Origin of the sequence: Altererythrobacter xiamenensis, from assembly GCF_900177715.1 — a bacterium.
GTDB classification, from domain to species: Bacteria; Pseudomonadota; Alphaproteobacteria; order Sphingomonadales; family Sphingomonadaceae; genus Erythrobacter; species Erythrobacter xiamenensis.
Window position 1 is genome coordinate 198844 of the sequence record NZ_FXWG01000003.1, and the last position, 22349, is coordinate 221192.

Below are 22349 nucleotides of genomic sequence, written 5' to 3' on the forward strand. Positions count from 1 at the left end.
AGCCGTCTTAAGATAGACCAGCATTTGCTCTCATAAAATCGGAAGAGTGCATATCATTCCGTCTGCGTCCCTCAAGATTCGCTTGTTCTCAGGCGGGTCTCCCAATTCCGGGAGCGGCGCAAAATAAGGAAAGGCACTCTTCTATGACCCACATCCCCCCTGTCCTCTGCAGCGTTGCCGATGCGGCGCGAGCCTTAGGCATTGGAAAAACGAAAACCTATGCGCTGATCTCCGATCAACTGCTAGACACCGTTACCATTGGCAGTCGGCGACTAGTGACAGTCGAAAGCATTCAGCGACTGGTAGAAAAGGCGCGCATAGATGAGGCCGCTTGATATGAGGGCGGCCAAAACAATGCGAGCCGGGACGGCGGGCACCGTTCCCGACTCGACTGGTGTCAAAGCTAGGTGCTCGACACCTTCACCTAACCTTGTCGCTAGGGCGGGGCAATCAATTCCCGCCTCGAAACCAGCCGGACGGCAAGGGGGTACGCTGTGATCGGCAATTCCCTTCGCGCGGCGATCGACAGCAAATGCCGGGATTGCGGAGCCTGTGACGCGGGAGCCAATTGGCGCGAGCATGTGTCCTGTTGCACCGTGACGGATTGCGCCTTGTGGCCTGTCCGGCCCTTGTCCAAGACAGCGCCTGATTGGCTCGCCAAACGTGATGCCGGGTCGTTCCCGGGCGGCTGGCAAAAGCTTCCCATCGAGGCGGCGCTCGCCCTGCTGCGTAAAGGCCGTTCCAGCCGCTCGCAGGATAGCCAGAGGCCATCCCGTGGCGATCGGGTGGGGCAATGGCGGGGGAATAGCCCCGCGCGCCCCCAAGAGCCTTGCAAGCGGTCCTGTGGCCGTCCTGAAAAGGGGTGAGCCATGCTAATCTTCGAGCAACAGCACGGGCGGCACGTCTGGCGGCTGGAGGCGACTGTCTGGAATGGTGAGGCGCGGCTTCAAGTGTGGCCGTGGTATCAACCCAAGGACGGCGGCGATCTGCGCCCATGTGCAGCGCGATTCGGCGGAGGCTTTGCCATTCCGCTTGAGCGGCTGGACGAACTGAAGGCGGCGCTGGGGTCGATCAACCACCGCGCCGACTCCGCCTGATAATACAGGCGATAACAGGTGAGACGGGGCGGGGGCGGACAGTGCGAGCCGTCCCCGCTTCCCGTTCGCCAGCGGTCACTTGAAAAACAAGACGGGGTTTGCAGATGCCGCGCCACGATGACGGGCAATTTCCCGTAAATAAGCGTATTTTGCGCGAAGCGGCTTGTCGTGATGGCGGGCGGTGCGTTGAATTTTCCCAAGCCGTAAAAAAGGGCGACTTGCCAGCGGCTTGCGAGGCTCGCTTGGGCGCTGGCACGAAGCTTGCGAATATAGCTACACCGCTAGGGTGTGTGCCATCTCTTGCCGTGTCCCCCCTGTTTCCTCATGGCGGCGCTCGAAACCGCGCTGACAGGGTGAGCGAAGGATTGTCATTCGAACAGGCACAAAGGCTGAGTGCGGCGGCGCGCCAGGCCGTGGCAATCGGAAGGCCGTTCAACCGATTCATAACGGTGCATTGGGAGACCGCTGGCTTGACCGATCGGGAGGCGATGAGTGCCACGACAGGGTTCCTGAAATACTTGCGCGAATGGTTGCGAGGCCAAACAGCCTACCTCTGGACGCGAGAGAACGGCGATGGGAAAGGCTCTCATGTCCATATTCTCGCGCACATACCGGGCGCCAAAAAAATGAATGGAGCACTTTCCCGGCTCTGGGTGGAGCGATGCACAATCCGCAGGTATCGGGCGGGTGCTATCCTTAGCAGGAAAATAGCCGGTGCGAGCCAGCCGACAAGCGCGCACTATTTGGAGAACCTGTCCAAGGTGCTTGGTTATGTCCTCAAAGCAGCGGAGCCGGAAGCGGCGGCATCGCTGGGGATTACGCACCAATATGGCGGGCCTGTGATTGGTAAGCGGTGCGGAACGAGTCGAAATTTGTCAGGGCAAAAACCGTAGCTTAGCGTCTCAATCGCTGTAAAACTCGTCAAGATTGACTGCGACCGTCCCCCTGATAATAGGTCGAGAATGAAACATTCAGCAGTCGCGATGCTAGCCGTCATTTCCAGTGTGTTGAGCGCTTGCTCTGCTCAGGTAGAAGAACCTATCACTGCTTCATTGATCTGGGACAGTGTCGAATGCTCTGGGACTGAATGGCCATTGGCGATTGACCTTACGAATAACACGGGTGAATCAACCCGCGAGGTGGAATGGGATTTTTCGGTAAAGCTAAAAAACCATTCGAACGAACTAGTTCATCGCCTTCAAGAAATACTGGACGCCCCTGTGCGATCTACCGACCGAATTATTGCTCCTGGTGAGACCTACCGTGTGTGTTCATCGGAGCCACCGCTGAAAGAAGAATATGAGCGTTCCGAATTGGAATATACTGTCATTGCTTCAGCAACATTTATGCCCGAAACATAGGTTCAAAAGGGCTAGCCGGAGGGACGGCTCTACGCCGAAACCTTAGGAAGGGTCTTTGATTACGTCTTGAACGGTGCGAAGCAAGACACGGCAGCAGAGATCGGAATTGAGCGCGAGTAGGTCGGTCCGTTCATCGGAAAGCGATGCGGCATGAGCAGGAACTTGATGGGGCTCGCTTAATAGCGGCGCTAAGCGGTTTTGCGGAGCAATACGCGCGGACGCTAAGCTAGGAATACGGTCCGATTTATCGCGGATTCCGTGCGGGCGCGAAGCTTAAAGCTATAGCTAGTTAACGGGTCTTCGCGCCGGCTCTAAAATTTCCGTTCGCTAAGATCTTGTGCTCTGCACATTCCGGTAAACCCGTTATCCCCCGTCATGATCCCAGTTCGGCGATCGATGAGGAATTTAGTCCCAGAAAAGAGGCCATAGCGAATGCGGCCTTCAATCTCGTCCTCGCTAATGTTCAGGTCTTTCACATCCCGCCAGCCCTTTTCCCCCACGCAAATTGAGCACGTGGGAGGTTGAGGAAGATTCAATCGTGCTTCGCCTTCCTTGAGTTCGAACAGGGCAATTGTCGGAATATCTCCGTATTCCGAACTGGCAGAACCGCCTGAATAAACTTTTCCCTCAGGTGTAATCACCGCTCCGCTTACACCACGGTCTTTGAACTCGCCTCTGAAGGCGCCTTCGCAAATGAGGGAAAGACGATCTTGAGCAGTCGCAGGAAGCGTGGTGAGCAATGCGGTGCTAGCGATCAATACCTTCAACATTATCGGTTCCCCAGTCCTATGCCTACTCGGTTGCATAACTCATGCCCGCTCGAATCAACAGGGAGGGCGGGTAAAATCCTAGCGGCGGTAATCGATAGGACCGGTCGTGCTAAGCCGTCATTTTGCAAACCCCTTTTTCGCGTGGGCGCGCGAGGCTTTGCTAAAGTAGAGCCAAATAGAAACCTCAGACACGTGGAGCTCGTGGGGGAAAATGTGGGGGAGCTTTGCGCAGCTGAAAAATAACCAAGATCTATCAAGGCACTAGACGCGAGGTTCTATTCAAGCCCTGCCACCACCGCTTCTTTTCTGTCAGCTAGCGTTAGAGTCCCCGCTCAGGTCGGGTCGATAATGCCTGTCCCGATCATCCGCAGTGCGGTGAGGCTGGGCATGAAGAAGTAATCGCCGCCGCGCGATTCAACCAGCTGAGGCAGGCCGCTGCAGATATGCGGCGCCGCGTCGGTTTCCTCGTCGACCGCGATCACGAATTTCGCATCGTCGCGCTCCGCATGGTTTCCGATGACCGGGCAGGTGTCGCTGCCTGCATCGAAGTCCAGCCCGTATTGCATCCATTGCTGCTGCACGAACTCGAACTGGCGGAAGATGCTGGCGCAGACCGCCATGAAGATGATCCCGTGATCGCCATGGTCGCTCGGGGCCGAGCGATCATACTGGCCATAGGGCAAGCCGCGCCGCAGGATCCGGTGGCGATTGACCAATGCCGATCCCGCCGTGCCCGCACCCGTCTTGTCGAAGGTCGGGCCAAGCGCATCGCGCGGATTGGCGCGGCGCAAATGCGACGTCACCGGGCACTTGGTGCCGGGCGGATCGCTGGCGTAGGTGAAATTGGTATAGGCGAGCGCGAGCTTGGCCAGTTTCGCCTTGTCCTTATTGGCGCGGGCACGCTCCTCTTCCGCCTGAAAGGCCTTCCAGTCGGCATAGGTCGGGGCGGCCATCAGCGGGATGCCATCCTTCCATCGCCCGACCATCTTCGCCTTGATCGTATCGACTGCCTCTTCATGCGACACGTCGAACTCCTTGGCGTAGCTATCCGCCTGTTCCCCGACGTAACGCTCGAACGCGGCCACATCTTCGTGCAGCTTGCGATAGGCGACGAAAGTGCCGTTCTTGCTGAACTCGATCGGCATGCTCGCGCCGGGCATTTCCTGCGCCTCGTCCGCATGGCCGAGCAGGAACTCGCCGGTCGCCAGCGGAGCCCAGCTGTCGTCCTCAAGCAGCTTGCCGCCGCCTGCGACACGCACGCGCTCCGCCTCGCCCGAGAATTGCCCGGAAAAGACCGGATCGCCAAAACCGTCGGCGAGGTCGAAATGCTCGCGATTGGTCGGTTCGGGATAGCCGTCCTTTATTTCCATTACCGCCGACAATTCCTGCCAGCGGGCGCCATCGGGACCATTGCCGTCGAGCAGGACCACACCGCCATCCGAGCGATCGCACAGATCGACAAGCCACTGCGTCCGCTCGTCGAGTTCGGGGCAGGGTGTGCCATCCTTCATCATCTGCGCGGCAATGGTGACGAGGATATGCACCCGTCGATCGCCACGCGAGTTGCGCCAGATCGCATCGCGCTTGTCGAGGAAGGGTTCGTCCCCGATGATCGGTGCGCGTTTCTCCATCCCCTCGATAAACTCGTCGGGCATGTTGCGGAGCGTGGGCGAGGGCACGCCGAGCGCTGCGAGGCCGGGATGGGTGAAAGCGATATTCATCGTCACCTTCGGCTTCATCAATTGCACGCGGCCGGGATAGTCGGGTACGCCCTGCGCGCGGGCGATATCCTTTGCACGCGGATTCTCGCCGCGAACCAGCGGCTCTTCGCGATTGGGATCCTTCCAGCGAGCCGCCGTGGTTATCAGCGGACGGAGATGCTCGATGAACGCTCGGCCTTTTTCCGCATCGCGCACATTGAAGAACAGGTTGCGCCCCTTGGGGAAGCTGCTGCCATAGGTGCGCAAGATCCCGCCCTGGATATCGGCGAGATCGAGCAGCGTTGCAGGGGGTGTGGGCGATGGAGAGGTCATGCGTTCCCTCCTTCCAGCTTGCTTCGCACGACGCCGGGCGGCTGGGTCGGACCCTCGAGATTGGCGGGATCGACCGATTGGAGGAAGCTGCGGAAGGCGGCCCCGCGCTGCGCAAGGTCGCGCGGCTGCTGCTCCTCGGCAAAGCGGGTGAAGGCCTGCTGCAGATAAAGGCCCTTCAGAACATCGGGCAACTTTGTTCCCGGTGCGGCTGGCATCGGCTGTTCGCCGCGGTGCATGATCAGCTTGTAGTCGATGAATACCGCGAGAATCAGCAGGAGTACCGCAAGCGCGACGGCCCAGTGCCAGCCGAGCCAGCCGAGCAGCGCGGCGATGACCGGCAATACGATTGCGAGCGCGGGCAAGGCGATCAGCAGTGCGGTCGAAACCGTGGGGACCTTGACGGCCTCCCACCAGTAATCGTGGAATGACATGGTCGTCTCGACCTGACAGCGGATCATGTAGCTGGCGAAATCGGCCGCGCTTTCGACCTCGTCGAAGCCGTAGCAGTACTGGAAGACAGAGCGCAGCTCCGGCTCCATCTGTTGCCACAGTTCCTCGAAATAGCTTCGCGGATCCCCCTTGCCAGATGGTTCGAGCAGGTCGAAGTCGATCATCACCATGATGTAAGGGCAGGATAGCTGGTCGATCGGCCCCGGCTTGACCAGATCGGTATTGGCAATCGCATCGATGATCGCATTGCTGTTGGGGCGCCCGTTGAAATTGGGTTGGTCGATCACGACGAAGCGCGCGAAATGCGTCCGTGAATTGCGAGAGAAGGGGCTGTTGATGCCCAGCCTTTCGGTCGCGGGAGTCTGGAGCGCGGTGGGCATGGTCTCGAGCACCTCACGCACCAGTTCGATCGGCGAGGTCCGGACGCCGTCATGCTCGACGATCCCCTCGTTGCAGACAGGGGCGAGGGCGGTGAAGAAATAGGTGTCGACGTCGATGTTAGGCATCCTCGCCTCCTACGCCAGCTTTTTCCCGTTCGAGCGGCGGAGCCTCGTCGACCCGTGATTGCGTGCCCAGGACTTCGTCGACCGCCGCGCCCACTTCGATGCGCTGCGTGACGTCGGCATTGGCGGCAGAAGCGTGGACGGTTGCTGCAGGTACGGGCTGCAATTGGCGCGCGGCAGTCATGGCGCCGGTCTTGCGCAGATCCCTTTCCGCCCTGGCGCGGTTGCGGTCAGCTTCCGTCGTCGCGACACTTGGGACGGGCGCATACCCGGCAGAGCCGAGCCCACCCTGATTGTCGCGGAGAACCTTTGCGTAGAGCTTGCCCAGCGCTTCGTCGTCGAGCGTATCGAGCTGCGCGGCAGCCTGCCTGAGATCGTACGCGAGCCTCAGCGCGCATTTGATATCGCGCTGACCGCTGCCGGGCGTCGCGTTGTAATAGTAATTCGTATCGATCTGGTTGGCGCGAATGTAGTTCTTGAACGGCGTCACGGGGATCGACTGCGGGAAGCGGACGCTGGTCTGCCAGATCAGGTTGAGGCCCGCAGGCAGCGTGTCGGAAAAGGCGTCGACATACTGGTCCCAGGTGCCGTTGAAGTTGCTGGCGAACAGCATGTAATCGTGGGTGAGGTGGGATTTCGGCTGGCCAAGCTCCGGCCACTGGTCGCGGCGCACGATTACCCAGCGTGCAAAATGAATCAGCCCGAGGCCCAGCAATGGCGCGAGCGAATCCTTGAAAGCGCGGGTGACCATGAACACGAAGCGCGTCAGCCAGGACATGCCCGGCGGAATCGGCGTCGCGACGTTCATTGCATAGGCTTTGCCGGCCACATTCGTCATAACCAGACCCCCCGGTAGTTTCGGACTGAATTGCAGACGTGCGACCTTATCGCACCCGAGACTAAGGCTTCGCGGCGCTTTTGCAATTCCCCTGTGGAAACAGCCGTATGGGCGCGCAGCAACCTGGGCGGGGCAGGCTGGTAACTTCCTCGCTCTTGCCTGCCGAACGCGCTGGGAATAGACACCGGCGCCATGCAGAACAGCACCCCACAGCCAATGACCGGGCACCCCGTCATCTCATCGACCGGCCTCTTCACGCCGCAAGACGTCATCACCAACGAAGAACTCGTTGCCAGCTTCAACGCCTTCGTGGACCTCCACAATGCGCGCAATGCCGAGGCGATCGCTGCTGGCGAGGTCGAGCAGCTACAGCACAGCTCGGTCGAGTTCATCGAGAAGGCGAGCGGGATCAAGGCGCGTCACGTGATGGCGAAGGAACCTGTGCTCGATCCGGAAATCATGGCGCCGCGCTGGGAAGAACGGCCCGATGACGAGATTTCGATCCTCGCCGAGATCGGTGTGAAGGCTGCTGAGGAGGCGCTGAAACGGGCAGGGCGGGATCCCAAGGATGTCGATGCAGTGTTGTGCGCCGCGTCCAACATGCAGCGGCCCTATCCGGCGATGGCGGTGGAGATACAGGATGCTCTGGGCATCGATGGGTTCGGCTTCGACATGAATGTTGCCTGCTCCTCGGCAACTTTCGGCATTCAGACGGCAGCGGACTACATCCGCGCCGGCAATGCGAAAAGCGTCCTGGTCGTCAGCCCCGAGATTACCTCGGGCCACTTGAACTGGCGCGACCGCGACAGCCACTTCATTTTCGGAGATGTCGCAACGGCGGTGCTGGTCGAGGATGCGGCCGTCGCACCGGAACAGCATTGGGATATCCTCGGCACCAAGCTCAAGACGGTGTTCTCGAACAATATCCGCAACAATTTCGGCTTCTTGAACCGCGCGCATCCAGAAACAGAGGGGGCTCCGGACAAGCTGTTCGTGCAGGAGGGGCGCAAGGTCTTCAAGGAAGTCGTACCGATGGTCGCGCAGATGATCCTTGACGAGGCCGAACGGCTCGATCTCGATCCCACGGCGCTGCGCCGCCTTTGGCTGCATCAGGCCAATGCCGGGATGAACCGCCTGATCGCGCACAGGGTGCTGGGGCATGAGGCCGATGCCGACGAAAGCCCGACGGTCCTCGACACCTATGGCAATACCTCGTCAGCCGGTTCGATCATTGCCTTCCACAAGCACAGCGAAGACCTGGCCGATGGCGATGTCGGCCTGATCTGCAGCTTCGGCGCCGGTTATTCTGCCGGGACGGTGTTCGTACGCAAGGTCGGCTGAGCGAAGGGCGAGGGGACTTTGTCCCAGGCGGCGAAGATCAGCTTCGCCAGCCACCACAAGGCCGCGACGGCGATCAGCGAAACGAGGCCGTCCACCGCGTAGTGATAGGCCGTGTGGACCGATCCGATCCAGATCGCGACCATGAACCAGAAGAAGAAGCGGCTGTGCGCTGGCGAGATCTCGCGCGCGGCGAGCCAGTAGAGAACGCAGATCGCTACGTGCATGCTCGGCATAGCGGAAATGCCTTTGCCAAGGCCGCGATCGCTGGCGTCGTATCCCTCGATCAGCATGTCCTGTACGTCCAGCACCATGATCGGGACCTGCTCGTTGGCAGCGCGAAGGTAGGCCATCTGACCCTGAAAATCGGTGATTCCGAGGATCGGCTCGACGAATACGGGGCCGACGCTCGCGAAATAGGTCGCCATCAGCCCACCGACGATCGGCCATGCCATGCAATAGGTCAGGAAGAACTTGCGCCGGGTATCTTGCTCGACAGCCGGTGACCACGCCATGAAAAGCACGCCTGCATAAAGCAGCAGCATCCACAGATGGTAGATCACCGCGACGCCAGCCGTAACGAGCGGGTAGCCGAGCACCGGCTGGAGCAAGACCCACGCGTCATAGCCAAAGAACAACGCGCGGTCCCATTCTATGAAGGTCGCGTCCCAATCATATTCGGTGAACATCGGAATCATCGACTTCACGGTCGAGAAGGCCGGGATGATCGCGACGCAGATCGCCAGCACCGGAAGGCTGAGCAGGAGTGTCCTGCGAACTTCGGGTGCGCGCAGCTGCTCTGCCGCCCACGAAATAGGGCTTTCCGGCTTCGCCTTGAGCAGCCTCACGATGAAAAGCGGAGCCCCCAGAAATATCAGGAAACCGCCAAACAGTTTGAGGTTGAGTAAAATGCTGTCGAGATGGAAGGTGACGCCATAGGCGCGCCAGACCGCCATGCAGATTGCAAAGCCGATCAGCGCGAAAAGATAAATCGGCATTTCGCCCCACAGACGCGCGGTCGCGCGTGTGTCGGTCTTTGCCCCTTCACCGGTCATCGCTGGTCCCTTACCCGCCATATCCGGCCTCTTAACAGCGATCGGCTCCCAAAACATTAACCATCGCGCGATCGTCTACTACGCTTGTCGGAGGGCCGCCAAGCGCCTAGATGACTGCGATGGCCGGAGAAATACTCGATAATCAGGGTCGTGGCGACGCCAGCTGGAGCTGGCCCCCGATCCACCCCGAAGGACGCAAGTTCGGTGTCGCAGCGCTGGGAATATCCCTCATCTTCGCATTTCTTGCGTGGGAGACACTCGCTTGGCCGATGGCGTTCCTGTCATTGGGCGTGTTCGCATTCTTTCGCGATCCGGAACGGGTCGTGCCCCAGGACCCAAGGGCGATCGTTGCGCCTGCCGACGGTCTCGTCTCGCTGATTGCCCAGGTCGAACCGCCGCAGGAACTGCAGGTCGATGACGGAACCGGGCAACGCGGGCTACCTCCCGGGCAGGTCACGCGGATCTCCATCTTCATGAGCGTGTTCGACGTGCACATCAATCGCGCTCCTATCGAAGGTTCCATCAAGCGACTCGTTTACATCCCGGGGAAGTTCATGAACGCCGACCTCGACAAGGCGAGCGAGGAAAACGAGCGCCAGCATATCCTCATCGAGCGTCAGGACGGGCTGCAGCTCGGGTTTACGCAGATTGCAGGACTTGTGGCACGACGCATCGTGCCCTTCGTGAAAGAAGGCGATCTCGTTGCGGTCGGCCAGCGGGTCGGCTTGATTCGCTTCGGCAGCAGGGTCGACGTCTATCTTCCTGCCGGTACCGACCCCAAGGTCACGGTAGGCCAGAAGATCATCGCCGGCGAGACAGTCCTTGCCGAAGTAGGTGAGCAGAAGCTGCTCGAGGCGATTTCGCAATGAGCGACGAGCCATCGCAGCACGAGAAAACACGCATCGGTCCCAAGGCAGAAGAGCACGAGGTGACCGAGGGCAGTGTGGCTCGCGGCCTTTCGCTGCGAGCGATGATACCTAACGCGATTACGGCGGCTGCGCTGTGCGCTGGCCTCACCGGAATTCGCTTCGCCATCAGCGGTGACTGGAACTTCGCGGTACTTGCTGTGATCCTCGCGGGCGTGCTCGACGGGGTGGATGGACGTATCGCGCGGCTCTTGAATGCCCAATCGCGCTTCGGTGCGGAGATGGACAGCCTCGCCGATTCTCTCAGCTTCGGCATGGCACCGGCGCTCATTCTCTACATGTGGTCGTTGCAGGACCTGCCGCGCATCGGCTGGTTTGCGGCGCTCGCCTTCGCGATCTGCTGCGCATTGCGGCTGGCGCGCTTCAATGCGCAGATTGATGTCGACGAACAACCGCACAAATCGGCCGGCTTTCTTACCGGTGTTCCTGCACCTGTTGGAGCAGGCTTGGCGTTCCTGCCGTTCTATCTATGGATGGCGACCGATATCGCCGAGTTCCGCAATCCGGTTTATCTGACGATCTGGGTCGGCCTGATCGCGTTCCTGATGATCTCCAACATGGCAACGCTCAGCTGGCGGGCAATTCGGCCGCGCCGGAACATCCGCCTCGAATTCATCGCGCTGGTGGGAATTGCGTTTGGGGGAGGGTTGTTGCTCGAAACCTGGTGGACGCTGATCGTGATCTGTGTCGGTTATCTGGCACTGATGCCAATCGCGTTGGCGCGATATGGCAAGATCAAGCGGCAGCGCGCTGAGGCTGCGACGACAGGCGCTGCGTAGCGACCCGGTCTGGGCGCGCATGCGACCTCAGCCTCACTACATCGGCAGAGAAGCTGGGTAGGGCGAGATCCTGGGCGGACCGCATTTCGGCGCGAATGGCGCGAAACGCATTGCGCCCTCTAACGAAGCTGTCGAAGAGGCTCGTCAGAGTGACCAGAGCTGAAAATCCAAAGAATGCGAGCAATAGATAAGCGATCATCTCTCTTCTCTTTCGTTCGATTCGCGAGGCTGCTTGACAGTCCGCGGATATAGGTAGAAACCCCGATGTGCGCGGTTTGTTCCGCCTGGCTCCTTGTTCTCCATTTGTTCCAAGCTGTCAAGCGGCTTTTGGCACTCGCACGACATCCGAGTAATTAAGGCTGGATTTTCGCGCGAGGCCCAGCTAATGGGCCGCCGTCCGCAGGCGTATCTCGCGATCTTCGCAGGGTGCTTCCCGCAGATAAATCCACATGGAAGGCGCAACATACCGGTGCCGCAGCGGGATCTCCGCAGTCGGTTCCAGTCTTCCAGAGGCATAACCGGAAAGGAATTGAATTATGGCGGCTCCTACCGTCACCATGCAGCAATTGATCGAGGCCGGATCGCATTTCGGCCACCAGACCCACCGCTGGAACCCGCGGATGAAGCCGTATATCTTCGGCGCCCGCAACGGTGTTCACATCATCGACCTGTCGCAGACCGTGCCGCTGTTCGCGCGCGCTCTCGATTTCGTCGAGCAGACTGTCCGCGCGGGCGGCAAGGTGCTGTTCGTCGGCACCAAGCGCCAGGCGCAGGAGCCGATCGCTCAGGCAGCCAAGGCTTCGGGTCAGCACTTCGTCAACCACCGCTGGCTGGGCGGCATGCTCACCAACTGGAAGACGATCTCGCAGTCGATCAAGCGCCTCAAGACGCTTGAAGAGCAGCTTTCGGGCGACACCAGCGGCTTCACCAAGAAGGAAGTTCTCCAGCTCACGCGTGAACGTGACAAGCTCGAGCTTTCGCTCGGCGGTATTCGCGACATGGGCGGCATTCCGGACGTGATGTTCGTGATCGACGCCAACAAGGAAGACCTCGCCATCAAGGAAGCGGCCGTTCTCGGCATTCCGGTGATCGCGGTGCTCGACACCAATGTCGATCCGACCGGCATCGCATTTCCCGTCCCGGGCAATGATGACGCAGCCCGCGCGGTTCGTCTCTACTGCGATGCAGTGAGCGAAGCTGCCGTTGCAGGCCGTGGCGGCGCTGTTCAGGACTCCGGCGCTGACGTCGGTGCGATGGAACAGCCCCCGGCAGAAGCCGACGCCTGAGGCATTCCTCCCGCAAGGGACGTGAGTTGAAAACCATTTGGCGCGCCGGACCATCCCCCCGACAGGTCCGGCGCCCACAGATCATTTGAAAAGGATATCACCATGGCCGATTTCACCGTCGCCGATGTGAAGAAGCTGCGCGAAATGACCGGCGCAGGCATGATGGACGCCAAGAAGGCGCTTTCCGAAGCGGGCGGCGACATCGAAGCCGCCGTCGACGCGCTGCGCGCCAAGGGCCTTGCCACCGCCCAGAAGAAGTCGAGCCGTACCGCGGCCGAAGGTCTTGTCGGCATCGCTGTCGAAGGCACCAAGGGCGTCGCCGTCGAGGTCAATTCGGAAACCGACTTCGTTGCCAAGAACGACAAGTTCCAGGACTTCGTGCGCAAGACCACGCAGGTCGCGCTTTCGCTCGGCAGCGACGATGTCGAAGCGCTCAAGGCGGCCAGCTATCCCGATGGCGGCACCGTTGGCGACAAGCTGACCGACAACGTCGCGACCATCGGCGAGAACCAGCAGGTTCGCCGCATGAAGACCGTTTCTGTCTCGCAGGGCGCAGTCGTCGCCTACATGCACAACGCGGTTTCGCCTGAAGCGCAGGACCTCGGCAAGATCGGCGTGCTGGTCGCGCTCGAAGGCGATGCCAGCCAGGACGTGCTTGCAACGCTCGGCCGCGACATCGCACAGCACGCTGCCGCCATGTTCCCGCAGGCGCTCGACGCCGACGGGCTCGACCCGGCCGTGATCGAGCGTGAGCGCGCGATCGCACAGGAAAAGGCTGCCGAAAGCGGCAAGCCTGAAAACGTGCAGGAAAAGATGGTCGAAGGCGCGGTCAAGAAATACGCCAAGGAAAACGCGCTGCTGAGCCAGGTCTATGTCAAGGACGGCAAGGCAACCGTTGAAGAACATGTCGCCCGCACCGCGAAGGAAGCAGGCGCCACGATCAAGCTCGTCGACTATGTCCGCTTCCAGCTCGGTGAAGGCATCGAGAAGGAAGAGAGTGACTTCGCTGCAGAGGTTGCTGCGGCAGTCGCCGGCTGATCAAAGCCTGACGACACCGTCAATTCAACGTTCAGCCGCTCGTCCCCATAAGGGGCGGGCGGTTGTTCGTTGCGCCCCTCTCGGCGAGAGGGCAGGGCGCATGGGCACCGTCCCAGATAGTATCATCTGTAACAGTTCGCGGCGAGCGGCCAACCGTGCCGATGTCGCTTTCGCAAGAGCGAAGACTGCAGATCGTTCGGGTCGCAATTAGAACGGATTGCAGTGTCTCCTGCCCACCAGGAGAAGCGACACCCGCCGCGGCTGTGCAGATGTTGGCGCGGCGACAGGCGCTTAGCCTTTGCTTCGCGCTGGTTTCACGGCTAAGCAGCGCCGCACTCCAAACCGCGTTCGAAAGCCTATTCCACCATGCCCATGCCCGACGTCAAACGCATCCTCCTGAAACTTTCGGGCGAGGTGCTGATGGGAGAGCAGGAATATGGCATCGACCCGGCCTATGTCGCGCGCCTCGCCGAAGAGGTGAAGGCCGCAAAGGACAAGGGCCTCGAGATCTGCCTGGTGATCGGTGGGGGTAACATCTTTCGCGGCGTCGCTGGCGCTGCCAGGGGCCTTGACCGGACCACCGGCGATTACATGGGCATGCTCGCCACCGTGATGAACGCGCTGGCGATGCAGAACGCGCTCGAACAGCTGGGCGTGCAGACCCGCGTGCAATCGGCCATTCCCATGAGCAGCGTGTGCGAGCCCTATATTCGCAGGCGCGCCGAGCGGCACCTGCAGAAGGGCCGGATCGTGATCTTCGCTGCCGGTACCGGCAATCCCTTCTTCACCACCGATACCGGCGCCGCTCTGCGTGCTGCCGAAATGAATTGCGACGCGCTGCTGAAGGGTACCAGCGTTGACGGCGTCTATGATGCGGACCCCAAGACCAATCCGGACGCCACCCGTTTCGAGACAATCACTTACAACCAGGTATTGTCGGACAATCTCAAGGTCATGGACGCCGCAGCCGTCGCGCTTTGCCGCGAGAACGACATTCCGATAGTAGTCTTCTCCATCCGCGAAAGAGGAAACGTCGCCCGCGTGCTCGACGGCGAGGGCGTGCAGACAATCGTACAAGAGGAAGCCTGACACATGGCAGAATATGACAAGGCCGACATCGAGCGCCGCATGGGCGGTGCCGTGGAATCGCTCAAGAGTGATCTTTCGGGCCTGCGCACCGGGCGCGCAAACACCAGCCTGCTCGATCCCGTGGTCGTCGAAGTCTATGGCGCGATGATGCCACTCAATCAGGTCGCGACGGTTTCCGCGCCGGAGCCGCGCATGCTCAGCGTGCAGGTGTGGGACAAGAATAACGTCTCTGCGGTCGAGAAGGGTATCAGCAAGGCCAATCTGGGCCTCAACCCGATGACCGACGGGCAGAACGTGCGTCTTCCCATGCCCGATCTCAACGAAGAGCGCCGCAAGGAGCTGGCCAAGCTTGCCGGCGAGTATGGCGAGAAGGCGAAGATCGCGATCCGCAACGTGCGCCGCGACGCCAACGAATCGCTCAAGGTTGACGAGAAGAAGAAGGAAATCTCCGAGGACGATCGCAAGCGTCTGGAGGACGAAGTCCAGAAGATGACCGACAAGCATGTCGCCGATACCGACGCGGCGGTCGAGAAGAAGGTCCAGGAAATCCTCTCTCAGTGATGCGGGCGGTTCCAGGAGAGGATTGATGGGGGCCGAGGCTGCCACCAACAGAGCGCGTCACGTCGCCATCATCATGGATGGCAATGGCCGCTGGGCCAAGAAACGCGGGCTGCCCCGCGCGATGGGGCACAAGCGCGGCGTGGAGGCGGTGCGCGAGCTGGTCCGCAGCGTCGAGTCCATGGGCCTCGATTGCCTGACGCTTTACGCTTTCTCGTCGGAAAACTGGCGGCGGCCCGATGAGGAAGTCGACGACCTGATGAACCTCATGCGGCGGTTCATCAAATCGGACCTGCCCGAGTTCATCGCCAACGATGTCCGGCTCAAGATCATCGGCGACTGGCGCGGGCTTGCCCCCGATATCGTCGCCATGCTCGAAGACGCGCTCGAGCAGACGTCCAAAGGTACGCATACGCTCGCCGTGGCGCTCAATTACGGCTCGCAGCAGGAAATCGCGCGCGCTGCGGCAAAGGCCGCGGCAATCGGCGAAGTGACCGAGAAGACCATCGCCGCGCATCTCGACACGGTGGAGCTACCACCGCTCGACCTTCTGATCCGCACCAGCGGCGAAGTGCGCCTGTCGAACTTCCTGCTGTGGCAGGCGGCCTATGCCGAGATGCTCTTCGTAGATACCCTTTGGCCCGATTTTACGCCCGCCATGCTACAACAGGCGCTCGACGATTTTGCCAGGAGGGAGCGTCGTTTTGGCGGACGGTGATCAGGCGCAGCCGCGCAAGTCGGACCTGTTCGTGCGGGCAGCATCGGCAGTCGTCATGCTGGCGATCGCGGGGCTTGCGCTTTTCATGGGCGGTTTGTGGTTCGACGGTTTCGTCGTGCTGGTAGGGATGCTTTGTTACGGCGAGCTTGCGCGGCTGGTGATGCGGTCAGTGCACCGCCCGCTTCCGCGTGCCGCGGGCCTCATCGCAGGATCGATCTACGTCCTTCTGGCCATTTTCGCTCTTCTGGTTTTGCCCGAAGCGGTCGTGATCGGCATTCTGGCAGTGGTGATCGCCACGGATACGGGGGCCTTTTTCAGCGGACGGTCGATCGGCGGGCCGAAGATCGCTCCGGCGATCAGTCCGTCGAAGACATGGGCCGGATTGTTCGGCGGGATGCTGGCGGCAGGATTGGTTTCGGCAAGCTTCTTCGTCTGGAATACGGGCGAGCTCACGCTGCGCCCCATGCTGTTAATCGCTTTTGCCATCGGCGCCATACTGGCCGTGGTCGCCCAGTGCGGGGACTTCTTCGAAAGCTGGCTGAAACGGCGGGCGGGCCAGAAAGACAGTTCGAACCTGATCCCCGGGCACGGCGGGGTGCTGGACCGGGTTGACGGGCTGCTGCCGGTAGCGATTGTTTCGACCCTGCTGTGGGGGCTCCACCCGGCATGACCCGCTCGATATCCATCCTCGGTGCGACCGGTTCGGTTGGCGAACAGACGCTCGACCTCATCGGTCGCAATCGTGAAGAGTGGCGGGTCGAGGCGCTGACGGCCAATTGTTCGGCGCAAAAGCTGGCGCAGATGGCTCGCGAGTTCGGCGCGAAGCTGGCGGTGGTCGGCGACGAAAATTGCCTTCCCGAACTGCGCGAAGCTCTCGCGGGGACCGATATCGAGACGGCTGGCGGTCCGGCGGCGCTGTGCGAGGCAGCAGCGCGCCCCGTAGATATGACGGTAGCGGCAATCGTCGGCTGTGCAGGGCTGGGCCCGGTCATGGCCGCGATCGAGCGCGGCGGCACCGTGGCGCTTGCCAACAAGGAAGCGCTCGTCTCCGCAGGCGAGGTGATGACCGCTGCCGTTGCGAAACATGGCGCGACGCTGCTTCCGGTCGACAGCGAGCACAATGCGATCTTCCAGTGCCTGCAGGGGCACAGGCTCTCCGATGTTGCGCGCATCACCCTGACAGCGAGTGGCGGGCCGTTTCGCGAATGGACGCAGGAGCAACTGGACGCCGCGACGCCCGAACAGGCGGTGGCCCATCCCAATTGGGACATGGGCGCCAAGATCAGCGTCGATTCCGCGACGATGATGAACAAGGGCCTCGAATATATCGAGGCGCACCACCTCTTCCCCGTCGGTCTCGAGCGGCTCAAGATCGTTGTGCACCCGCAGAGCGTGATCCATTCGATGGTCGAATATCGCGACCGCTCTACACTGGCGCAGCTCGGCCCCTCCGACATGCGCGTTCCGATTGCGTCCTGCCTCGCCTGGCCGGCGCGAATGGACACGCCGATGGAGACGCTCGATCTCGCAGAAATCGGCGAACTCAGCTTCTTCGCGCCCGACGAGACGCGCTTTCCCGCCACGAGGCTCGCCCGTGAGGCGATCGAGGCGGGCGGGGCCGCACCTGCTACCCTCAACGCGGCGAACGAGGTTGCCGTTGCGGCTTTCCTCGCCGGTCAGATTGCATTCACCCGCATCCCGGTAATGGTCGAGCAAACCCTGAACCGCTATAGTGCAGCTGCGCCCCGAACTCTCGAAGACGTATTGAGCGTCGATTCCGAGGCAAGGGCGCATGCCGCCGAGTTGCTGGAGAACGCGTAAGTTGTTTGAATCGCCACCTTTCTGGATGTGGATTGTCGGCTTCCTGCTGCTGCTGGGGCCTCTGGTGACGCTTCACGAGCTGGGGCATTATCTCGTCGGGCGCTGGTTTGGCGTGAAGGCGGAAGCCTTTTCGATCGGTTTCGGCAAGGAATTGTGGGGCCGCACCGACCGGCGCGGCACCCGCTGGAAGCTCGCGGCTATCCCCTTGGGCGGCTATGTCCAGTTCAAGGGCGACATGAACCCGGCCAGCATTCCCGACCCCGATGCTCCGGCAGAGAGCGATACTTTCCAGAGCAAGAGCCTGTGGCAACGTGCCCTGATCGTCTTCGCAGGTCCGGCAACCAACCTTCTGATTACCGTGGCTATTTTTGCCTCGTTCAATCTTGCCTACGGCAAGTACGAGGCGAACAATGCGATCGACAGTTTTGCCGAGGAATCCGTCGCTCAGGAAGCCGGTATGGAAGTGGGCGACCGCATCGTATCGATCGACGGCTATGTGATCGAGGATTTCGCCGACATCGGACCGCGCGTGCTCATGTATCCCGGCAAGGAGATCGAGATCACCTTCGTGCGCGACGGGCGGGAGCAATCGCTTCCCATCGCGATCGGTGAAAGCATCGAGACCGATCAGTTTGGCAACGAATCGCGCGTCGGCAGGCTCGGCGTTTATTCGGGTGCGCCGCAAGTCGTCTCGGTCGGTCCGGTCGAATCGGTCACACTGGCGTTCGAGCAAAGCTGGGGCCTGGTGAAGATGATGGTCACGGGAATCGCCCAGATATTCACTGGCGACCGCTCGCTTCAGGAGCTTGGCGGGCCCATCAAAATTGCAAAATATTCGGGTGAGCAATTGAGCCTTGGACCGCAGGCCTTCGTGAGCTTCGCTGCGCTGATCTCAATTAACTTGGCATTCATCAACCTCTTGCCAATTCCCGCGCTCGACGGTGGGCACCTGGCGTTTTACGCGGCTGAGGCGATCCGCCGTAAGCCGGTCAGTGCCCGCGGCATGGAATGGGCGTATCGCACCGGCGTTGCTCTCGTGCTCATGCTGATGGTCGTCGTGACGGTGAATGACCTCATCTCGCTCCCGCTTTTCGGGAGTTAGTCGGGGACAGGAGCCTGCAGAACGGTGATTGGCGGTTCACACCGCTTGATTGCCTTCGCGCCATCGGGCAGAGGCGGCACACGCGTCCAGCCCCGAACCGGAGCTCGTTTTGCGGGCCATCGCTGCGGCGCAGATTTTGAACGAGTTTGGACGGGAATACTGCAAAGATGAGTGGACGGAACATGGCGGGCCAGCTTCATGCGAAACCCGCTGCGCGACTGGCGGCGACCCTGCTTTGCGGCACCATGCTGTCTGGCTTGCCCGTGGCGGCCCTGGCGCAGGAGACCGGCGAGGAAGAGGCGGCCGAGCCTGCGCCCGTCGTCGCTCCTGCCAGCAACACGATCCGCTCGATCTCGATCGAGGGCGCCCAGCGTCTCGAACCGCAGACGATCCTCAGCTACATCCGCCTGCGCGTGGGCGAGGAATATACCTCTGCCGCCGCCGACCAGGCGCTGAAGGACCTCGGTGCGACGGAATTGTTCTCGAATTTCTCGATCCGCAACGACGGCGGGAATGTCGTTATCAACGTGACCGAGAACCCGGTGATCAACCGCATCGTTCTCGAAGGCAACAAGCGGATCAAGAACGACAAGATCCTGCCCGAGATCAAGCTCTCGCCGCGCCAGATCTTCACGCGTTCCAAGGTGCGCGCCGACGTTGCGCGCATCATCGAGCTTTACAAGCGGCAGGGCCGCTTTGCCGCGACAGTCGAGCCCAAGATGGTCGAACTGGCGCAGAACCGCGTCGATGTGGTGTTCGAAATCAACGAAGGGCCCAAGTCCAAGGTTCGCCAGATCAACATCATCGGCAACGAAGAGTTTTCCGATGGCGATCTTCGCGGCGAGATGGTGACGAAGCAGGCGCGCCTGACCAGCTTCTTCAGCTCGAACACCAGCTATGACCCCGATCGCCTTGCCTTCGACCAGCAGAAGCTGCGCCAGTTCTACCTGACCGAAGGTTATGCCGATTTCCGCGTCGTTTCGGCCGTAGCCGAACTGACGCCTGACAAGCGCGACTTCATCATCACCTACGTCGTCGAGGAAGGCGAACGCTACAAGTTCGGCGATGTTGCGGTCGAAAGCGAGCTGCGCGATTTCGACAGCGAAGTGATGACCGGCCGTCTGCCGATGCAGAGCGGCGACTGGTACGATGCGAAGCAGGTCGAAGATACGGTCGAGCAGATTTCCGAGCTTGCCGGAACTTTCGGCTACGCCTTTGCCGACGTGCAGCCGAACTTCACCCGCAACAAAGAAGACCTCACGATGGACGTGACCTTCGTGATGCGTCAGGCGCCGCGCGTCTATGTCGAACGGGTCGACGTCAACGGCAACACGCTGACCCAGGACAAGGTCGTACGTCGCGAATTCCGTATCGGCGAAGGCGACGCGTTCAATTCGCTTCAGGTCAAGCGCACCACGGCTCGCATCAATTCGCTCGGATTCTTCCAGGACAATTTCGAAGTCGAGCAGAGGGAAGGTTCACAGCCTGACCGGATTATCCTCGAAGCCAATGTCGAGGAACAGCCGACCGGCGAACTCCAGTTGTCGGCAGGCTTCTCCTCGATCGAGAGCTTCATCCTCGCTGCATCGATCCGCCAGCGCAACTTCCGCGGACGCGGTCAGACGGTTGGCCTCAGCGTCAATTACTCGCGTTACTCGCGCTCGGCCCAGGCAAGCTTTACCGAGCCTTACCTGTTCGATCGCAATATCTCTGCCGGGGTCGATGTCTACCGCCGCGACTTCAACAGCTTCAACCGTTTCCAGCGGCAGAGGCAGAACTTCTACGAGCAATCGACCACCGGCTTCTCGCTGCGTGCGGGCGTTCCGCTCACCGAGTACATATCGCTGATCGGCAGCTACACGCTAAACTTCGATGACGTTTCGGTCGATCGGAGCATATTCTTTTCCGATATCGACGGCGACGGGGTTCCCGAGTGTAACTTCTTCCGCTCAGGTCGTTACCTGTGCGAAACTCTGGGCGAGCGCACAAGCTCGATCCTCGGCCTGAGCCTGGCCTATAACTCGCTGGACAGCCGTCTGCGTCCGACGCGCGGTCGCAACATCACCTTCTCGACCGAGCTTGCCGGCCTGGGCGGTTCGGAAAAGTACATCCGGGTACGCGGCAAGGCGGCGCAGTATTTCCCGCTCGGCAGCGGTTTCATCTTCTCATTGTCTGCAGAAGGCGGCGCGATCAACGCGCTCGAGAGCAATGACATCCCGGGCGTCGACGATGTGCGCCTGACCGACCGCTTCTTCCTTGGCGAGCCGCAGATCCGCGGCTTCGACATCAGGGGTGTCGGTCCGCGCGTCCTGCGTCAACGCTATGTCGACGACGAAAACGGCAATCCGATCGCAATTACCGACCGCGAACAGTCGATCGACGATTCGCTCGGTGGCCGCGCTTATTACCTGGGCCGTGCAGAGCTCGAGATTCCGCTCGGCTCGGGTGCGAGCGAACTCGGCCTGCGTCCGTCGATCTTCATGGACGTCGGCGCTCTGTTCGGGGTCGACCGGCCCCTGTTGCAGGACAATCCCAACGGCGTGCAGGCGCGTGATTCCAGCGGCAACCTGGTCTTCCTCACGCGAGCCCGCGACGAAAACGGGGACGTCATTCTCGACTCTGCTGGCAATCCCGCCGGTTTCGTCGAGACGGTGGACCCCATCGATCCGGACGGGGTCGCCAACACGGCGCGGATCATCGACGGCAGCCGCATTCGCGAGGTATTCCTCGGCGATTCAGCTTCGCCGCGTATCTCCGTCGGTATCGGGGTGAACTGGAACTCGCCCTTCGGTCCGTTCAGGATCGATTTTGCCCACGTGCTCAAGAAAGAGCCGGGCGACGACACCAAGAAATTCACGTTTAACGTAGGAACTCAATTCTAATGAAACTGATTACCAAAACGCTCGCTGCCGTCGGTCTTGCGACTGCGGCTATGGCTTCCATGCCGGCCTCGGCACAGGTCCAGGGCAATATTGCGACCGTCAATACGCCCGGTGTGATCATCAACACGACCGCTTTCCAGAACGCCTATCAGCAGATCGGCACGACCTACAAGACGCAGCTCGACACCATGGTTCAGCGCAATCAGGAGCGTCAGACGCTCCTTCAGCAGCTCGATACCAATGGTGACAACCAGCTCGACGAAGCCGAACAGCAGGCCGCGCAGAACAGCCAGCAGGCGACCCGTATCGGTGCCATCGACCAGGAACTTCAGCAGCTTTCAAACCAGGTTGACGGAGCGCGCATTTATGCGATCGAGCAAATCCTGCGCCAGTATTCGCCTGCCCTTCAGGAAGTGGTAACGCAGCGCCAGATCCAGATGGTCGTCTCGCCCGATGCGGTGATCTATGCGCCGCAGCAGGCCAACATCACCCAGCAGGTCGCGACTGCGCTCAATGCAAAGGTCGCTTCGGTTCAGGTCGTTCCGCCGCAGGATTGGCAGCCGACCCGCAATGCCGTCGGCATGTTCCAGCAGATCCAGCAGGCGCTGATGACCGCGCAGGCAATCCAGCAGGCGCAGGCTGCCCAGCAGGGCGCACAGCAGCCGAACAACCAGGCACCGACCGGCCGTTAAGGCAGGCAAGCCG

At 60.9% G+C, this 22349-nt stretch carries 22 protein-coding genes; 17 read left to right on the forward strand and 5 right to left on the reverse strand.

What is annotated here, in order from left to right:
- Nucleotides 1-143: 143 nt before the first annotated feature.
- The 4 genes from CCE89_RS11510 (at nt 144) to CCE89_RS15170 (ending at nt 2458) form a co-directional block, all read left to right on the forward strand.
- Nucleotides 144-335: a helix-turn-helix domain-containing protein gene (locus CCE89_RS11510; protein ID WP_086438229.1), complete on the forward strand. Its 192-nt coding sequence runs from the start codon at nt 144-146 to the stop codon at nt 333-335.
- Between the two features lie 534 nt (nt 336-869).
- Nucleotides 870-1097, forward strand: coding sequence for a hypothetical protein (locus CCE89_RS11515; protein WP_086438230.1), 228 nt, complete (start codon nt 870-872; stop codon nt 1095-1097).
- 353 nt (nt 1098-1450) lie between these two features.
- Nucleotides 1451-1990 (forward strand): hypothetical protein, encoded by a 540-nt coding sequence (locus tag CCE89_RS15475; protein ID WP_143256033.1) that lies wholly within the window; start codon nt 1451-1453, stop codon nt 1988-1990.
- Nucleotides 1991-2059: 69 nt separating this feature from the next.
- Nucleotides 2060-2458, forward strand: a complete 399-nt coding sequence (locus tag CCE89_RS15170) for a hypothetical protein (RefSeq protein WP_143256034.1) — start codon at nt 2060-2062, stop codon at nt 2456-2458.
- A gap of 311 nt (nt 2459-2769) precedes the next feature.
- On the opposite strand, the gene CCE89_RS11525 is transcribed toward CCE89_RS15170, so the two are convergent.
- The 4 genes from CCE89_RS11525 to CCE89_RS11540 form a co-directional block, all read right to left on the reverse strand.
- Entirely contained in the window at nt 2770-3228 is a 459-nt protein-coding gene (locus CCE89_RS11525; RefSeq protein ID WP_086438232.1) for a hypothetical protein, read from the reverse strand.
- Nucleotides 3229-3560: 332 nt separating this feature from the next.
- On the reverse strand, nt 3561-5261 hold the full coding sequence (locus CCE89_RS11530; RefSeq protein ID WP_086438233.1) for a Dyp-type peroxidase: 1701 nt from the start codon (nt 5259-5261) through the stop codon (nt 3561-3563).
- Nucleotides 5258-6217 (reverse strand): hypothetical protein, encoded by a 960-nt coding sequence (locus CCE89_RS11535; protein WP_086438234.1) that lies wholly within the window; start codon nt 6215-6217, stop codon nt 5258-5260. The genes CCE89_RS11530 and CCE89_RS11535 overlap by 4 nt, the downstream gene beginning before the upstream one ends.
- Nucleotides 6210-7052 (reverse strand): hypothetical protein, encoded by an 843-nt coding sequence (locus CCE89_RS11540; protein WP_200810341.1) that lies wholly within the window; start codon nt 7050-7052, stop codon nt 6210-6212. Before CCE89_RS11540 ends, CCE89_RS11535 begins: the two co-directional genes overlap by 8 nt.
- Before the next feature lie 192 nt (nt 7053-7244).
- Here CCE89_RS11540 and CCE89_RS11545 point away from each other — a divergent pair, with 192 nt between their 5' ends.
- Nucleotides 7245-8393, forward strand: a complete 1149-nt coding sequence (locus tag CCE89_RS11545; RefSeq protein ID WP_200810342.1) for a beta-ketoacyl-ACP synthase III — start codon at nt 7245-7247, stop codon at nt 8391-8393.
- Here the strand turns inward: CCE89_RS11545 and CCE89_RS11550 are convergent.
- A complete protein-coding gene (locus CCE89_RS11550) occupies nt 8354-9445 on the reverse strand; it encodes a phosphatase PAP2 family protein (protein WP_234990063.1) in 1092 nt (363 codons plus the stop codon). The genes CCE89_RS11545 and CCE89_RS11550 overlap by 40 nt on opposite strands.
- Nucleotides 9446-9564: 119 nt before the next feature.
- Between CCE89_RS11550 and CCE89_RS11555 the strand changes: the two genes are divergently transcribed.
- The 12 genes from CCE89_RS11555 to CCE89_RS11610 all read left to right on the forward strand — a co-directional run bounded on the left by CCE89_RS11555 (nt 9565) and on the right by CCE89_RS11610 (nt 22336).
- Nucleotides 9565-10314, forward strand: coding sequence for a phosphatidylserine decarboxylase (locus CCE89_RS11555; protein ID WP_086438789.1), 750 nt, complete (start codon nt 9565-9567; stop codon nt 10312-10314).
- Nucleotides 10311-11150, forward strand: coding sequence for a CDP-alcohol phosphatidyltransferase family protein (locus CCE89_RS11560; protein WP_086438237.1), 840 nt, complete (start codon nt 10311-10313; stop codon nt 11148-11150). Before CCE89_RS11555 ends, CCE89_RS11560 begins: the two co-directional genes overlap by 4 nt.
- Before the next feature lie 536 nt (nt 11151-11686).
- Nucleotides 11687-12436 (forward strand): 30S ribosomal protein S2, encoded by a 750-nt coding sequence (rpsB, locus tag CCE89_RS11565; protein ID WP_086438238.1) that lies wholly within the window; start codon nt 11687-11689, stop codon nt 12434-12436.
- Nucleotides 12437-12538: 102 nt separating this feature from the next.
- The gene (tsf, locus tag CCE89_RS11570) at nt 12539-13474 is read left to right on the forward strand and encodes a translation elongation factor Ts (RefSeq protein ID WP_086438239.1); all 936 of its coding nucleotides are present in this window, start codon (nt 12539-12541) and stop codon (nt 13472-13474) included.
- 366 nt (nt 13475-13840) lie between these two features.
- A complete protein-coding gene (gene pyrH, locus CCE89_RS11575) occupies nt 13841-14563 on the forward strand; it encodes a UMP kinase (RefSeq protein WP_086438240.1) in 723 nt (240 codons plus the stop codon).
- A 3-nt stretch (nt 14564-14566) separates the two neighbouring features.
- Entirely contained in the window at nt 14567-15124 is a 558-nt protein-coding gene (gene frr, locus CCE89_RS11580) for a ribosome recycling factor (RefSeq protein ID WP_086438241.1), read from the forward strand.
- Nucleotides 15125-15149: 25 nt separating this feature from the next.
- The gene (gene uppS / locus CCE89_RS11585; RefSeq protein ID WP_086438790.1) at nt 15150-15839 is read left to right on the forward strand and encodes a polyprenyl diphosphate synthase; all 690 of its coding nucleotides are present in this window, start codon (nt 15150-15152) and stop codon (nt 15837-15839) included.
- Nucleotides 15826-16509 carry a phosphatidate cytidylyltransferase gene (locus tag CCE89_RS11590; RefSeq protein ID WP_234990064.1) on the forward strand — a complete coding sequence of 228 codons (684 nt, stop codon included), beginning with the start codon at nt 15826-15828 and terminating at the stop codon, nt 16507-16509. Before uppS ends, CCE89_RS11590 begins: the two co-directional genes overlap by 14 nt.
- Nucleotides 16506-17660 carry a 1-deoxy-D-xylulose-5-phosphate reductoisomerase gene (locus CCE89_RS11595; protein WP_086438242.1) on the forward strand — a complete coding sequence of 385 codons (1155 nt, stop codon included), beginning with the start codon at nt 16506-16508 and terminating at the stop codon, nt 17658-17660. The genes CCE89_RS11590 and CCE89_RS11595 overlap by 4 nt, the downstream gene beginning before the upstream one ends.
- 1 nt (nt 17661) lies before the next feature.
- The gene (gene rseP / locus CCE89_RS11600; protein WP_234990065.1) at nt 17662-18762 is read left to right on the forward strand and encodes an RIP metalloprotease RseP; all 1101 of its coding nucleotides are present in this window, start codon (nt 17662-17664) and stop codon (nt 18760-18762) included.
- A gap of 167 nt (nt 18763-18929) precedes the next feature.
- On the forward strand, nt 18930-21644 hold the full coding sequence (gene bamA / locus CCE89_RS11605) for an outer membrane protein assembly factor BamA (RefSeq protein ID WP_407640399.1): 2715 nt from the start codon (nt 18930-18932) through the stop codon (nt 21642-21644).
- Complete coding sequence (locus tag CCE89_RS11610) at nt 21644-22336, forward strand: OmpH family outer membrane protein (protein WP_086438244.1); 693 nt, start codon at nt 21644-21646, stop codon at nt 22334-22336. Before bamA ends, CCE89_RS11610 begins: the two co-directional genes overlap by 1 nt.
- The last annotated feature ends 13 nt before the right edge of the window (nt 22337-22349 follow it).